The sequence below is a fragment of the Polynucleobacter sp. genome (assembly GCF_044342855.1).
Lineage (GTDB): Bacteria > Pseudomonadota > Gammaproteobacteria > Burkholderiales > Burkholderiaceae > Polynucleobacter.
Genome location: NZ_JBIIPA010000037.1, coordinates 1 through 12832 on the forward strand (window position 1 = coordinate 1; position 12832 = coordinate 12832).

19 protein-coding genes, 1 other RNA gene and 1 pseudogene are annotated in these 12832 nt (G+C 44.8%); 4 read left to right on the top strand and 17 right to left on the bottom strand.

Features of this window, described 5'->3' with window-relative positions:
• Positions 1-7: 7 nt before the first annotated feature.
• The 7 genes and pseudogenes from ACIQZ3_RS09870 to dnaX form a co-directional block, all read right to left on the bottom strand.
• Positions 8-292, bottom strand: a pseudogene (locus tag ACIQZ3_RS09870) (transposase); the annotation flags it as partial.
• Between the two features lie 51 nt (positions 293-343).
• Positions 344-523, bottom strand: coding sequence for a hypothetical protein (locus tag ACIQZ3_RS09875; RefSeq protein WP_397392691.1), 180 nt, complete (start codon positions 521-523; stop codon positions 344-346).
• Positions 523-792 carry a type II toxin-antitoxin system RelE/ParE family toxin gene (locus ACIQZ3_RS09880; RefSeq protein WP_397392693.1) on the bottom strand — a complete coding sequence of 90 codons (270 nt, stop codon included), beginning with the start codon at positions 790-792 and terminating at the stop codon, positions 523-525. Before ACIQZ3_RS09880 ends, ACIQZ3_RS09875 begins: the two co-directional genes overlap by 1 nt.
• Positions 776-1000 (bottom strand): TraY domain-containing protein, encoded by a 225-nt coding sequence (locus ACIQZ3_RS09885; protein WP_397392695.1) that lies wholly within the window; start codon positions 998-1000, stop codon positions 776-778. Before ACIQZ3_RS09885 ends, ACIQZ3_RS09880 begins: the two co-directional genes overlap by 17 nt.
• A 201-nt stretch (positions 1001-1201) precedes the next feature.
• The gene (gene recR, locus ACIQZ3_RS09890) at positions 1202-1825 is read right to left on the bottom strand and encodes a recombination mediator RecR (protein WP_397392697.1); all 624 of its coding nucleotides are present in this window, start codon (positions 1823-1825) and stop codon (positions 1202-1204) included.
• Between the two features lie 25 nt (positions 1826-1850).
• On the bottom strand, positions 1851-2174 hold the full coding sequence (locus ACIQZ3_RS09895) for a YbaB/EbfC family nucleoid-associated protein (RefSeq protein ID WP_397392699.1): 324 nt from the start codon (positions 2172-2174) through the stop codon (positions 1851-1853).
• Positions 2175-2214: 40 nt separating this feature from the next.
• Positions 2215-3873, bottom strand: coding sequence for a DNA polymerase III subunit gamma/tau (gene dnaX / locus ACIQZ3_RS09900; RefSeq protein WP_397392701.1), 1659 nt, complete (start codon positions 3871-3873; stop codon positions 2215-2217).
• Between the two features lie 32 nt (positions 3874-3905).
• On the opposite strand from dnaX, the gene ffs reads away from it, so the two are divergent.
• Positions 3906-4003: signal recognition particle sRNA small type (gene ffs / locus ACIQZ3_RS09905), an RNA gene on the top strand.
• 15 nt (positions 4004-4018) lie between these two features.
• On the opposite strand, the gene ACIQZ3_RS09910 is transcribed toward ffs, so the two are convergent.
• The 3 genes from ACIQZ3_RS09910 to ACIQZ3_RS09920 are packed head-to-tail and all read right to left on the bottom strand — an operon-like array spanning position 4019 to position 5238.
• Positions 4019-4456, bottom strand: a complete 438-nt coding sequence (locus tag ACIQZ3_RS09910; RefSeq protein WP_397392703.1) for a DNA-binding protein — start codon at positions 4454-4456, stop codon at positions 4019-4021.
• The gene (locus ACIQZ3_RS09915; RefSeq protein ID WP_397392705.1) at positions 4425-5054 is read right to left on the bottom strand and encodes a nucleotidyltransferase domain-containing protein; all 630 of its coding nucleotides are present in this window, start codon (positions 5052-5054) and stop codon (positions 4425-4427) included. Before ACIQZ3_RS09915 ends, ACIQZ3_RS09910 begins: the two co-directional genes overlap by 32 nt.
• Positions 5055-5100: 46 nt before the next feature.
• On the bottom strand, positions 5101-5238 hold the full coding sequence (locus tag ACIQZ3_RS09920; RefSeq protein ID WP_397392707.1) for a hypothetical protein: 138 nt from the start codon (positions 5236-5238) through the stop codon (positions 5101-5103).
• 209 nt (positions 5239-5447) lie between these two features.
• On the opposite strand from ACIQZ3_RS09920, the gene ACIQZ3_RS09925 reads away from it, so the two are divergent.
• Positions 5448-5828: an HIT family protein gene (locus tag ACIQZ3_RS09925; protein WP_397392709.1), complete on the top strand. Its 381-nt coding sequence runs from the start codon at positions 5448-5450 to the stop codon at positions 5826-5828.
• Positions 5825-7234: an HNH endonuclease gene (locus ACIQZ3_RS09930; RefSeq protein ID WP_397392711.1), complete on the top strand. Its 1410-nt coding sequence runs from the start codon at positions 5825-5827 to the stop codon at positions 7232-7234. Before ACIQZ3_RS09925 ends, ACIQZ3_RS09930 begins: the two co-directional genes overlap by 4 nt.
• 112 nt (positions 7235-7346) lie before the next feature.
• Here ACIQZ3_RS09930 and ACIQZ3_RS09935 read toward each other — a convergent pair whose 3' ends face one another.
• Entirely contained in the window at positions 7347-7655 is a 309-nt protein-coding gene (locus tag ACIQZ3_RS09935; RefSeq protein ID WP_397392713.1) for a hypothetical protein, read from the bottom strand.
• 401 nt (positions 7656-8056) lie between these two features.
• Between ACIQZ3_RS09935 and ACIQZ3_RS09940 the strand changes: the two genes are divergently transcribed.
• Positions 8057-8713 carry a putative quorum-sensing-regulated virulence factor gene (locus ACIQZ3_RS09940; protein ID WP_397392715.1) on the top strand — a complete coding sequence of 219 codons (657 nt, stop codon included), beginning with the start codon at positions 8057-8059 and terminating at the stop codon, positions 8711-8713.
• Between the two features lie 27 nt (positions 8714-8740).
• On the opposite strand, the gene ACIQZ3_RS09945 is transcribed toward ACIQZ3_RS09940, so the two are convergent.
• From ACIQZ3_RS09945 to ACIQZ3_RS09970, 6 genes are all read right to left on the bottom strand, one after another.
• Positions 8741-9301 carry a TIGR00645 family protein gene (locus ACIQZ3_RS09945; RefSeq protein WP_397392717.1) on the bottom strand — a complete coding sequence of 187 codons (561 nt, stop codon included), beginning with the start codon at positions 9299-9301 and terminating at the stop codon, positions 8741-8743.
• A gap of 200 nt (positions 9302-9501) precedes the next feature.
• Positions 9502-9633 carry a hypothetical protein gene (locus ACIQZ3_RS09950; protein WP_397392719.1) on the bottom strand — a complete coding sequence of 44 codons (132 nt, stop codon included), beginning with the start codon at positions 9631-9633 and terminating at the stop codon, positions 9502-9504.
• A 184-nt stretch (positions 9634-9817) separates the two neighbouring features.
• Positions 9818-11128 (bottom strand): Y-family DNA polymerase, encoded by a 1311-nt coding sequence (locus ACIQZ3_RS09955; protein ID WP_397392721.1) that lies wholly within the window; start codon positions 11126-11128, stop codon positions 9818-9820.
• Positions 11125-11580, bottom strand: coding sequence for a LexA family protein (locus ACIQZ3_RS09960; protein WP_397392723.1), 456 nt, complete (start codon positions 11578-11580; stop codon positions 11125-11127). Before ACIQZ3_RS09960 ends, ACIQZ3_RS09955 begins: the two co-directional genes overlap by 4 nt.
• A 287-nt stretch (positions 11581-11867) precedes the next feature.
• Positions 11868-12128 carry a translation initiation factor IF-1 gene (gene infA, locus ACIQZ3_RS09965; RefSeq protein WP_397392725.1) on the bottom strand — a complete coding sequence of 87 codons (261 nt, stop codon included), beginning with the start codon at positions 12126-12128 and terminating at the stop codon, positions 11868-11870.
• Positions 12129-12213: 85 nt separating this feature from the next.
• The gene (locus ACIQZ3_RS09970; protein ID WP_397392727.1) at positions 12214-12417 is read right to left on the bottom strand and encodes a cold-shock protein; all 204 of its coding nucleotides are present in this window, start codon (positions 12415-12417) and stop codon (positions 12214-12216) included.
• Between the last annotated feature and the right edge of the window lie 415 nt (positions 12418-12832).

Consider the following 12832-nt stretch of genomic DNA (forward strand, 5'->3'; position numbering starts at 1 on the left):
GCTAGAGCTTTTTTTCGATGAGGTTCTTTAGCGCTCGGTTATCGTGAGTCAGTTCAGCAACCATCGTTTTATATTCGGAGAGCTGCTGCTCTAGCTCTTTGACCCGTTTGAGCTCAGAAGCTTCAAGGCCGCCGTATTTGGATCGCCATAATGACCAACGGAAATCCCTTTAGGGATAGAAAGTGGCCCCGCTAATGCCATGCGTTCGGAGCAAATCTGCCATCGCCATGCCACCCTCAGCTTCTTTCAAAATTCCAACGATTTGGGTCTCTGTAAATCGTGACTTTTTCATAGTGATTCTCCTGTTGTAAATACTGCCATAAACAACAGAAAACTCAACTTCTTAAATGTACGAATCTAAGGGGATACTACACATTTGGCCGGTCAAATCCGAGTGGTCTTCTGCAAATTTGCCCAAGCGAACCCAATACTCAATTTGTTGGGAGGAGGATCTTCCCGAAACCTCGCCAACTTCCCTAGCTTGCATTGCTAGACTCTCGGACAACCTAATCACTTTGGACATTATTTGTATATGTGTTTGCGATCACCGATACTCACGACAAGAATGCTGATCTCTTCATCTTGAATGGAGGCGATTATTCGATAATCACCGACTCGATACCGCCAGTAGCCTCCATACTCACTACCTTTTAAAGCCTCGCCAAGGATTCTTGGGTCAACCTGAACGGCAAGCCTCTCTCTGCAAAACTTAAATATTCTTTTAGCTACTGTAGGATCATATTTTCTTAATTGTTTTTCTGCTGATGGGGCAAACTCAATCAGCCAAACCAAGATTTCGCTCCACTTGGTCCAATGGGATGGCTTTTACTTTGCCACTTTTTAACGCCCTCATACTCTTATCAGCCAGATATAAGTCCTCCATATCTTCCAGATAGGCCAAAATCGCTTCGCGAGCATAAAAGGTTTTAGTTCTTCCAGTTGCTTTGGCTAAATTATCAAGTCTCAATTTAATTTCCTTGGGTAATCTTATTGCCAGCATATAGCCTCCTAGTAATTGCTATACAAGTATAGCAATTATGACGAATTTGTAGGAGGTACTGCAACGACAATTATTTAGTTAAAAGGGGTTGGACAAGAAAGATGTCAAAGTGATTGAGCATCTGTAAAGCAAGTTACGAAGAAATATCTTATTGAAGTAGCGCCCTGAATTCAACGCTATTAGCTAAAGGGTTTTAGAGGGTTAGCCTACTGTTCGACGATCCATCAGCGCTCTGGCCAAGGTGCCTGCATCTACATACTCAAGCTCACCACCCACCGGAATACCTCTGGCGATTCTGGTGACTTTGATGCCTTTGGATTTAAGGACTTCACCAATGTAGTGGGCTGTGGCCTCACCTTCGCTCGTGAAATTCGTTGCTAGAACCACTTCTCTGACTGGCACCCCAGTGTCTGGAGCTTGAATGCGATTGAGTAATCGATCGAAGTGGATTTCATTGGGGCCCATGCCATCGAGTGGTGAGATGCGGCCCATTAATACAAAGTAATTACCTTTAAAACTCAGAGTCTGCTCAACCATCACTTGGTCGGCTGGTGTTTCCACAATGCACAGCAAAGATGGATCACGACGATCATCATTACAAGTGCCGCAGATTTGAGTTTCGGAGAAGGTATTGCAACGGGCGCAATGCCCTACCGTCTCAACCGCTTCGCCCAATGACTGAGCTAGAACAGCCGCACCATTGCGATCATGCTGCAGTAGATAGAAAGCCATGCGCTGCGCTGACTTTGGTCCTACTCCAGGCAATACACGCAGTGCCTCGATCAAACGACCAAGGGCATCTTGTGGAGCTTCTTGACGTGCCATTAAATGAAAAGTTTTTTATTAATGGTTAAAAAGGTAACTTAAATCCAGGAGGTATTGGCATTCCAGCGGTAGCACCAGACATCACTTGCGTGTTAGCAGCTTCTACTTGTTTGAATGCTTCTGTATAGGCAGTAACTAATAAGTCTTCAAGCATTTCGCGATCATCCATTGCACCTGGATCAATCTGCACGCGCTTCATTTCGTGTTTGCCAGAGATGGTGACTTTAACCAAACCACCAGCAGCTTGGCCAGTGACTTCTAGCGCAGCCAATTGCTCTTGCGCCACTTTCATCTTCTCTTGCATCTGCTGGGCTTGTTTCATCAAACCAGCAAGGCCACCTTTCATCATCGCTTTATTTCCTTGTATCTAATATTGTTAAATCTAGCAATCAAAGAGGCTTAACAGAGCCACCAACTACTTTGGCTCCAAACTCTTTTTCTAATTGCTGAATAAATGGATCTTGAGCAATCATCTGCTCTGCGTTTTGTCTTTTCTCTTGATGAATCTGGGCATCGACTTTAGCAACTGTCTTACCTTCAATTTCGCCCTTCTCCATTACAACCTTAATAGGTTTTCCAAAGTGTGCAGTTAATGCATCAGCCAGACGACCAACTGATGCTTCTGAAGCCAGTTGCGGCATTGGTGTCACAACCGTAGCGCGTACGCCTGCTGGTGAGTCTTCCCAATCTTGCAACTCGGTCTGAAATGCTAACTGTTGTACTAAACCTTTAACCGGCAGCTGGCGCATCAAGGCATGCCAGTCTGGGCGATCTGAGCTGGAGGCTACTGCAGCAGGCTTAGATACTGGTGCTGCAACTGGCGGTGCGGATGATGCAGGGGCAGACCTCATTGGAGCGGCCGTTTGATTTGCTTGTGCGGAAGGTCTTGGTGCCGATGTTGCCGAAGCTACTGGCGGTGCGGAGTTACCTGCTCTACCTGGAGTTTCATTTCCGGGACGAAAGGCCAGCATGCGCAAGAGCGTCATGGCAAAGCCAGTTTGTTCATCTGGAGCTAGCGATAAATCTGGGCGACTTGTAATGCTAATTTGGTAGAAGAGTTGCGCTTCTTCTTTTGTAAGCGCACCAGCTAAGCGACGAATCTCTGCTGCTTCTGGCCAATCTTCTAAAACAGATTCTGGAACTATTTGTGCGGCAGCGATTTTCTGAATGAGGCTTGATAAATCTGCAAGCGCTAATGAGAAAGACATACTGCGCACACCCATCTCATTGGCAATTGCCAATAGCGTTGCGCCATCTTTAGCTATTAGTGAATCTAGAATTCTGATGAGGTATGCATCGTCCAATGTGCCGAGCATGCCGCGCACCGCTTCTTCAGATACTTTGCCAGCAGCATAGGCAATGGCTTGATCTGTGAGTGATAAGGCGTCACGCATGGAGCCTTGCGCTGCTTTAGCTAAAACACGCAGTGCATTGGCTTCGCAATCGACTTTTTCTGCGGCGAGTACTTTTTCCAAATGCTCAACGATGAGCGGTACTGGCATTTGCTTGAGATTGAACTGCAAGCAACGAGACAAAATGGTTGCCGGAATCTTTTGGGGATCAGTTGTTGCAAGTATGAACTTCACATGTTCAGGCGGCTCTTCGAGCGTTTTAAGCATGGCATTAAAGGCATGATTAGTGAGCATGTGCACCTCGTCAATCATGTAGACCTTGTAACGCGCATTACTGGGGGCGTAGGCTGCCTTCTCTAATAGAGCGGCAATATCGTCTACCCCGCGATTACTCGCAGCATCCATCTCGATATAGTCTACAAAGCGTCCTGCATCGATTTCTAGGCAAGCTGGGCATTTTCCGCAGGGTTCTGAAGTCATCCGACCCCGACCGTCTTCCCCGGTGCAATTGAGGGCTTTGGCCATAATTCGGGCAATTGTGGTCTTTCCAACCCCACGAGTGCCCGTAAAGAGCCAAGCGTGGTGGAGCCGACCTTGGTCTAAGGCGTGGGTTAAGGCCTTAACCACATGGTCTTGTCCTACCAATTGGGAGAAAGTTTTAGGGCGCCACGAACGGGCTAAAGCCAATGCTGTCATGTCTTACATTCTAACAAGCTAAAATGGAATTGGACGGGCCTCCTCGCATGGCGGTTTGGATAACCTGGTCAGGTCGGGAACGAAGCAGCCAAACCCAATTCTGTCAGTGCCGGGGGTCGGGCTCGTCCACCTTACTTTCTTGTAATCAAGCCAAGAAATCAGTGTCTTTTCCAGTAATCCAGCCATTTACGCAACCCATTAGCACTTGGGCTTGTTTAATAGCTTCGGCCAACATGGCATCGCTCACGATATCCCCCGAATAATCAATCACGTTCCGCCGTTTGCGCAACTGATCCAATGTAATCAGGGCAGATGAATCTATCCCTATGGTGTGAACCAAACTTTGAATAATGGTTTGATGATGGCCCGGTTTGCTGGTGAGTACTCGATAACCGTGTGCTTGTAACGCCGCACTTGAGGATTGAGTAATGGATTTGTATGCCAGATCAAAGCGCCCTTCATTGCTGGGCTCCTTGACTTGTGCATCCTTCAAGCTAGCTCGAGAAGCCTCTAATAAACGTTGAATACTAAGTTTGTCACGCTCAATTGTGTCAAGCGTTACCCCGATGAGATTTTTTAACAAGTTGCGTGCCTCCATTGATAAGCAGATCATGCTCATTGCCAATGATGTATAGCTTTGGTTTGCTTAGTACATCACGGATGAAGGCTCCATTATCCTGTATGAGCTTTATCCAATCCTTACCAGTAAAGAGCTTGGGGTTAATTTCTCTTCCGAGTGTTTCTTGATATGGGTGGAGGATTGCAACGACATCAGCAAATTCAAGGTCACCAATAATCATTATGTCGATATCACTACCTACACTTGCTTTACCCCCTGCAGCTGATCCAAATACAAATACACATTGAATCTGATTCTCAAGGGGCAACAAACCCTGAAGAAGAACATCAACTAGGCCACTGGTTTTTCTCAGAATACTCGCCAACTCTTCGAATATGGGGCATGAGCGATTTGCTTGGTAATGGGTTTGGTTGCCGATCTTTTTTACCGTCACTAACCCCGCTTTCTCCAGCTTAATCATTTCGCGCTGCAAGGTTCCTGGCGTGGTTCCGGTTAGACGCGCAATCTGACGCAAGTAATAAGCCTGCTCAGGATGCAATAGAAGTAGGCCCAATACGCTACTGCGGTATTGGCTAAAGAGGATGGATGTAAGCATAGACATAGGCCATATTTTGCCTTATTGTCGCTCCAATAGCAACATTTGTTGCTTATTTAGCAACAAATGCAGATGCCCTTGAAGCAAACCCTGTTACAGAATCTTCAAGACCCTGAAGATCCCCCAAATCATCCAAATGATCAGCAAAACGAGCGCTACTCTGGAATCCATTACCAATCTGAATAAGCATTGTTGCTTATGTCTGCATTCAATAGCTAGGCGCATTCCCAATTCCCCGGTAGTCAGAAAGATTCAGCGTAGAGCTTAGTAAGACCAAATCAAAGGGATTGGGGATGATTTGGGTGTAAGAAATGGGTGGGTTGAAGATCAGACTACGAGCCAGTCTTGTTATGTAATAGTATGAAATAACATAAATATCAATATCAATAGATCCATTTCATGAGTAAGCCATGCCCCTTCTACACTCTGCCAGCCGAGCGAATCATTAACTCGAATGAATTTGGCATGACGATTCGGGATGGATTTCCTGTTTCACCAGGCCACACCTTGGTGATACCGAAGAGACATATTGGCTCTTGGTTTGATATCACAAGCGATGAACAACTTGCACTGCTAGATCTTCTAGCAAGAGCTAAAACAGTCCTGCAAGATGAATTCAACCCAGATGGATACAACATAGGAATTAATGACGGACGCGCTGCCGGGCAAACTGTCCCGCATCTACACATGCACCTCATCCCTAGATATAAGGATGATCAAAATGATCCAAGAGGCGGCGTGAGATCGATTATTCCCGAGAAAGCGAAGTATTGGGAATGACTAATTCTGAAATACTTAAGCTCTTTAGCTCAATTAATTGTGCTCGACTTGTTGATGGCTATGCACCCCATAAGCCAATCTTGGTTTTGCTTTTGCTTGAAAGCATTCTTAACGGTCACGCCAATGGCTTTTCCTTTGAAGAACTTGACCATGACCTCAAGAAATGGCTTGAGGAGTATGGGTCCACCAACGCCTCTAGCACCCGCAATGAGCCCTTCTGGCGCTTAAAAAATGATGGAGTATGGGACATTACCGCACCAACTGAGCTCATGTCACAGGGCAGTACGCCCACCCCCAACCAATTGATTGAGGCCAATGTCTCTGCACAACTGAAAGACGGCCTATATCAGGGGATAAGAAATAACCCTGAACTTATTTCAGAAATTGCCAAAGGCCTTGCTATTCAGTTTGTATCAGAGCCATTTCGCATATCTTTTATTGCTGACATCGCCCCAAGCATTCAACTTTTAGATCGTCAATATTGGTGGGTAAGTCAAAATCAAACTTATCGCCAAGAAGTTCCCGGCAACTTCATGTGGTCACCTAAGATGAACTCTCGAGGCGGAAGAGTGCCTTCATATGACTTTATGAAAGATATGAAAGTAGGTGATGTTGTATTTTCATTTGCCGATACCTACATTAAGGCAATTGGTGTCGTAACAAGTCCAGCGCAATCTAGTGTCAAACCTGATTTTGGCAATGCGGGTGCCAATTGGTCGGATGACGGCTGGTTGGTTGATGTGGCATTTGAAGAGTTAGGCATGGCTCAATTTAAGCCAAAAGAACATATGAACCTCCTAGCCCAAACCTTACCTGAAGTGTTATCCCCCATTCGTCCCGATGGAGGTGGCAATCAAATCTATCTAGCGAAGATCCCAAAGCACATGGCAGAAATCTTGGTCGCCCTATCCAAAGGCGTTGGTGACTCTATTGTTGATGAGCTATCCAAAAATCTTGAATTTGAACCGCCTAATGAGGAATTAGAGAAAGTTGAAGAAATTGTCATGCGCACCGATATTGGCGAGACTCAAAAAGCGCAGATTATTTATTCAAGAAGAGGTCAAGGGGTTTTTAAGGCAAATGTAAGACTAGTCGAAAATACTTGCCGGGTGACTAAAGTAAGCAATCCTAAACATTTAGTTGCAAGTCACATTAAGCCCTGGTCGAAATCTAATGATATTGAAAAGTTAAGCGGATTTAACGGCCTCCTGCTTTCACCGCACATTGATCACTTATTTGACAAGGGATTTATTTCTTTTGAGGGCAATGGGAATCTAATACTCTCAAAGAAAATGGATGCCTCTGTCCTTGATAAATGGCGAATTGATCAAGGAATTAATGTTGGCGACTTTAGACAAGAACAAAAAGAGTTTTTGGAGTACCACAGAGATATGGTGCTAGTGTAATCAGCGAAAGGCTGTCTCTGATTACTACCCATCTTTTATGCTACTCCGCACCGTCATTGAATTGGTTGCCAAACTATCATTCAGATGACCCAAGAATAAGCGCCTAATAGCACTATCTGCCCACTGAGGCAGCCGCTTGCCCCCCCCCTTCCCAATGGGCAACAGATTGGGCATCAACCCCCATCATCAAAGCCAGATCAACTTGAGATATCAACATTCCAGCGCTACGTACGTAACGGAATTCCACGCTGGTTAATACACTGGATTTGCCGGTCAAAGCCAAACAGATTGTCTTTGTTAGACCATCGATGTCGTGAATAGCTACACCCTTCCCATAAGGCGTATTTCGAACCTCAAAGCCATCAACAAGCCAAATGTTTTCTAAGCCACCATCAGTGTAGTGGAGCATTTTCTTATTCATAAAACTCCATACCTAGCCAGGGAGCCACTATCAAAATACAATTTTATAAAATCAAATAAACCTAACTTAATAGTGGGTAATTTCCCGTAACTTCTGGCGCCTTATGATGTCTATATGCAAAAAAGAAAGCCTACCCACCCCAGAGCCATTTTGAGGGATGATGTTTTTCCAACCCTCAATATCACTCTTGATAAATTTGCAAAAGATCTTGCGATCACCACTCAGGAGTTGAATGACTTACTGAAAAGATTCCTATCTCCGCGATATTGGCCATAAGGATTGGAGCCCTTTGCGGTAACGGCCCAAATCTCTGGCTTAAGATGCAATCCAACTTCGATTCATGGAATGGGCATTAAAAATACGGGCACAATGGAAGTTAATCCGAACTACTAAGAGCCCTTATGCCACAAGCTATTATTTTTGATGTAGAAGCAACCGATAAGAACGATGCAGTCATCATTGAAGCGGCTTCTTTAGATGTGACCTCTATTAATCCACTGGCCGTTGGCAATCCTTGGGTGCAGCGTTACAACCCTGGTAAACCGATTAGCTTGGGTGCCTTAGCTACTCACCACATCATGGATGAAGAGTTGGTGAATTGTCCTGCCAGCAGCTCTTTTAGATTGCCTGCCGGCACTAAGTACATTATTGGTCATAGCGTCGATTTTGACTGGGAAGCTATTGGTAAGCCTGAGGTCAAACGCATTTGCACTCTTGCTCTCGCTCGCAGCCTCTGGCCTGATTTGGATAGTCATACCCAAAGCGCTCTACTCTATTACTTTGAAAGAGCTGCTGCTCGTGAACAACTGCGCGATGCGCATAGTGCATTGGCGGATGTTTGGATCTGCTCCAAGATTTTGGGTCAGATCATTGATCGTTTGCGCCCTGCTTCTTTGGATGCTTTATGGGAAATGTCTGAGAAAGCCCGCATTCCGACGATCATGCCTTTTGGCAAGCATAAAGGTGAACTGATTAGCCAAGTGCCCTCTGACTACAAGCAATGGATGCTGCGCCAAGACAACGTCTCTGAATACCTTCGCAAGGCCTTGCAGGCCTAAATCTTTGCTGGTTTTTTTGCTGTAGCTCTAATGTTGCTTATGTGCTGACGTTACTAGCTTTTCTGTATAAGCAATTGCTACAGCTGACAACACAAAGGTGATGTGGATTAAGGTTTGCCACATCAAGGTTTTTTCATCATAGGATGCTGCGTTGATGAAAGTCTTGAGCAAATGAATCGATGAGATACCAATGATGGCGGTTGCTAGCTTTACCTTGAGTACGCCTGCATTGACATGCGATAACCACTCTGGTTGATCTGGATGGTTTTCTAGCTCCAAGCGAGAAACAAAGGTTTCCCATCCGCCCACGATGACCATCACCAATAGGTTGGAGATCATCACTACATCAATTAACCCCAGCACTACCAACATGAGAGCAGTTTCAGTCATGGACTTATCTGCCATCATGCTAATCAGATGTACTAGCTCTAACCAGAACTGCCAAACATAAACGCCTTGGGCAACAATCAGACCAATGTAGAGTGGTGCCTGTAACCAGCGGGACATGAATATCCAACGTGGCAGTGGGCGTAATTTTTTATCTATGCAGGTTTGCTTGTCATCGATCATGTATGGGATTTTATCCATATTTATGACATTTTTATTATTTCATTACACCTATCTTACGTAGGGTAATTCTGATGACTTTTGCCTTTGCTAGGGAATAAGGAATCCGTGATTTCCTTATTCCCCTTCCAGGCAGCTGCTGCTTGTTCTATTTTTTCTTTGCTTCTGTTTTTGCTTCTGTTTTTGCTTCTGTTTTTACTTCTGCTTCTACTGCTCTTGCCTTACTGGTACTTGCGGCTAAATACTTGGTTATTACTACGCTCGCTGCGCTTCGTGTTTTTCAATACTGCGCAGTAAGACAAAATCATGATGATTACGAGTGAGATGCCGTTAAAGTTATTTAATAGTTCCATTTGATTTCTCCTGGTGTGTATCTAAGTTAATTTGGTTTTGCTTGTTTTCTACTGCTGTTTTGCTGCTATGTATTCAGAATATGGGCTTACTGGCTCACGAAATGAGCTAGTAAAATTAACTGCTTTATTTGTTGTTTTTTTATTCATCTTTTTCATCGTTTTTTGCTTGTTCTTTGCCAGCTCTTTAGCGCACTACCGGCAACTCATCCCACTGCGTGGTGTAGTTCGGTGATCTGTTGCCTGATCGCATTTGCCAGTCTTGCTTCGTTCCAGATGCGGCGGTTTTGATGGCGGTATTACCAAAGCGACTATTGATTGAGTCCATCGCCTTCATCAGTCCAGCGGATTTGCCTTTGACTTCCATGTCATCAAATAGCGATTGCTGCATGGTGGGTTTATCAGCCAAGAGATTGAGAATGACGCCTGCTTTTTTGTACTTAAAGCCTGTCTTATAGATTTGCTTCAAGCCTTTTAATGCAGCGCTAGTTAGGGTTAAGGTGTTATCGCTTGGATCACTCAGAACCACTGTGATGCTTTGATGGTGTTGTGGCTCAAATGGCTTATGTGGATTGGTTTGCACAAAGATCGTGAGTGCGCCCGTGACTGACTTTTGGCTTCTGAGTTTCTCGGCACCTCTTGCAGCATGAGTAGCAACAGACTCAGCTAACTCTTCCATTGAAGTTACCGGCTTACCAAAGCTTCTTGAAGAAATAATCTGCTGTTTAGCTGGGGCCACTTCTTCGAGCTGCAAGCAAGATACGCCGCGCAACTCGTAGCAAATGCGCTCAATCACAACACCAAACTGTTGACGCATAGCTTGTGGTGATACTTGCACTAGATCAAATACACTATTAATCTTGAGCTCTTTGAGTTTCTTTGCAGTCTTGCCACCAATACCCCACACCTCACCTACTGCTATCTCTGCCATCCATTGATAGAGCGCTTCTTTGGACATGGAGCTAATGTCACATACGCCAGCAAACCGAGGATTCCTTTTAGCCAAGTGATTGGCTAACTTAGCAAGCGTCTTGCTAGCACCAATGCCAACGCATACGGGCAAGCCTGTCGCGTCTTTAACATCTTGCTTAATGATTTGACCTAATCTAGTCGGGTCAGCATATTGCTTGAGCACTGTTTCAATTTGTAGAAAGCTCTCATCAATACTGTAGACCTCGAGATTGGGCGTGAACTTTCTTAAGACTTCCACTACCCTGCCACTCATATCGCCATACAGGGTGTAGTTAGATGAATAAGCTTGAATACCATGTTGCTTAGCCAGATCTTTCATCTGAAACCAGGGTGTGCCCATCTTCACGCCCAGTGCTTTGACTTCAGCACTACGCGCTACTGCGCATCCATCGTTATTAGATAGCACCACCATTGGTACATCTTCTAACTTGGGAGCAAATACCCGCTCGCAAGATACGTAGAAGTTGTTCACATCTACGAGTGCGAAGAGTTGATTGGTTTGGCCGGCTTGATTGATGGCGCTCATATAGATTTACCATTTCTGCTGCTAGCGTGGCTGTACTTGCGCACTACCCCAACTACTACACCCCAGATCTGGAGTTCGCTGTTCTCATTAAAGGTAATGGGATCGTAATTTGGGTTCTCTGGCTGGAGTTCGGTTTTGCCGCGCAATTGATAGAGGCGCTTAATGGTGTACTCGTCATCCACTACGGCAACCACGATGTCTTTATGTTTTGGCTTGAGGGCTTTATCGACCACCACCTTGTCGCCGTCACAAATGCCTGCGCCCATCATCGAATCACCCTTTACGGTGAACATGAAGGTAGCCGGCTTGTTTTGAACTAAATAGTGGTTTAAATCGAGACCTTCCTCCGCATAATCCGCCGCTGGGCTCGGAAATCCCGCTGAAATGCGGTGACTCAGGAGTTTGAACTCATAGGCACCATTTGCCGCTAAGGCTTGTGGGGTCTGGGTCAAAGTGCTTTCTGAGGAGCTTTGTGGAAGTGCGATAAGTGCCATGGGTTCTAATATACTGTATATCCATACAGTATTTCAATACCCGGGCCTTATTTTTTCAAAAACGTGGTTTTTGACCCCTTTTTAGGGGGGCTGGCAAAACAAGGGCTGCAATCGACCCAAAGCAGACGCCAAAAGAAAAACTACCCGAAGGTAGTTTTAGCATTTCTTGCCTGGGGCGGCATCGACCAGGACTTAAGATTCTTTGCAAATATTAATTTAACTGGCGGTTTTAAACTTCAAAGCTATCAATGCCGTCTATTTGGGGTGCCAGCAAAAGATTGCCTATTCTCAATATGTCTAAAGGTAATACGGCCTTTACTCAAGTCATATGGCGAGACCTCTAAAGAAACCTTATCTCCAGCCAATATTCGAATGTGGTTTTTTTTCATTCTTCCAGCTGTGTAAGCGATAAGCTTATGACCATTATCTAAAGTAATCCGATAACGCGAATCCGGCAGAATTTCATCAACAAGACCATCCATTTCAAGCAACTCTTCTTTAGCCATTTAACACCCTTAATATAAATAAAAAGCCCAGTCATCCTGGGCTTTGAACCAGGCAAATAATTTCCGCCTGGCATTTGCTACTGATTTAAGCAACTTGAATATTGGATGCCATTTTGCCTTTAGGGCCTGTAGCAATATCAAAAGTCACCGCCTGACCTTCAGCCAATGACTTAAATCCGTTGCTATTAATTGCTGAAAAATGGGCAAATAAGTCTTCGCCAGGGAGTTCAGGGGTAATAAAGCCGAAGCCCTTAGCGTCGTTAAACCATTTCACAATTCCGTTTGCCATATCTGACTATTCCTTAAAAAAATTTACAAAAGGGCGTATGCCCTAAATAGGGCGAGAGTCAAGAATGGCGGGGGAGATGCTAAGAAGAACTATCGCAGAACTGCGGTATTAATTACTAGTACAACAACACTATTAGCTTGAAATTCGCTGAGTGTATTTTACTCTACTTTGGTCACAAAAGATTACTTATTTACAAATTACATTTATAACAGTCATAGGTACAGGTAAAAGTGCTTTTGCAATAACGCGCCAGGGTTCATAGAGTTAAAAAAATAAACAGCAAGAATGCCTCACTCTAGCCAAAAAGAAAACCACCCGAATGAACTGACCCACAAAAGTTGGACGCCAAGTCCAACCAAGGGGGTTCAGTTTTATGAGCAAATACAGTCCGCAGTTCAAGCTAAAAGTAGTTAAA

Coding starts and splice junctions, on each gene's coding strand:
- ACIQZ3_RS09875 (WP_397392691.1), bottom strand. CDS start 523: ATGTCCAAAGTGATTAGGTTGTCCGAGAGTCTAGCAATGCAAGCTAGG.
- ACIQZ3_RS09885 (WP_397392695.1), bottom strand. CDS start 1,000: ATGCTGGCAATAAGATTACCCAAGGAAATTAAATTGAGACTTGATAAT.
- recR (WP_397392697.1), bottom strand. CDS start 1,825: ATGGCACGTCAAGAAGCTCCACAAGATGCCCTTGGTCGTTTGATCGAG.
- ACIQZ3_RS09895 (WP_397392699.1), bottom strand. CDS start 2,174: ATGATGAAAGGTGGCCTTGCTGGTTTGATGAAACAAGCCCAGCAGATG.
- dnaX (WP_397392701.1), bottom strand. CDS start 3,873: ATGACAGCATTGGCTTTAGCCCGTTCGTGGCGCCCTAAAACTTTCTCC.
- ACIQZ3_RS09915 (WP_397392705.1), bottom strand. CDS start 5,054: ATGTCTATGCTTACATCCATCCTCTTTAGCCAATACCGCAGTAGCGTA.
- ACIQZ3_RS09920 (WP_397392707.1), bottom strand. CDS start 5,238: ATGCTTATTCAGATTGGTAATGGATTCCAGAGTAGCGCTCGTTTTGCT.
- ACIQZ3_RS09925 (WP_397392709.1), top strand. CDS start 5,448: ATGAGTAAGCCATGCCCCTTCTACACTCTGCCAGCCGAGCGAATCATT.
- ACIQZ3_RS09930 (WP_397392711.1), top strand. CDS start 5,825: ATGACTAATTCTGAAATACTTAAGCTCTTTAGCTCAATTAATTGTGCT.
- ACIQZ3_RS09935 (WP_397392713.1), bottom strand. CDS start 7,655: ATGAATAAGAAAATGCTCCACTACACTGATGGTGGCTTAGAAAACATT.
- ACIQZ3_RS09940 (WP_397392715.1), top strand. CDS start 8,057: ATGCCACAAGCTATTATTTTTGATGTAGAAGCAACCGATAAGAACGAT.
- ACIQZ3_RS09945 (WP_397392717.1), bottom strand. CDS start 9,301: ATGGATAAAATCCCATACATGATCGATGACAAGCAAACCTGCATAGAT.
- ACIQZ3_RS09950 (WP_397392719.1), bottom strand. CDS start 9,633: ATGGAACTATTAAATAACTTTAACGGCATCTCACTCGTAATCATCATG.
- ACIQZ3_RS09955 (WP_397392721.1), bottom strand. CDS start 11,128: ATGAGCGCCATCAATCAAGCCGGCCAAACCAATCAACTCTTCGCACTC.
- infA (WP_397392725.1), bottom strand. CDS start 12,128: ATGGCTAAAGAAGAGTTGCTTGAAATGGATGGTCTTGTTGATGAAATT.
- ACIQZ3_RS09970 (WP_397392727.1), bottom strand. CDS start 12,417: ATGGCAAACGGAATTGTGAAATGGTTTAACGACGCTAAGGGCTTCGGC.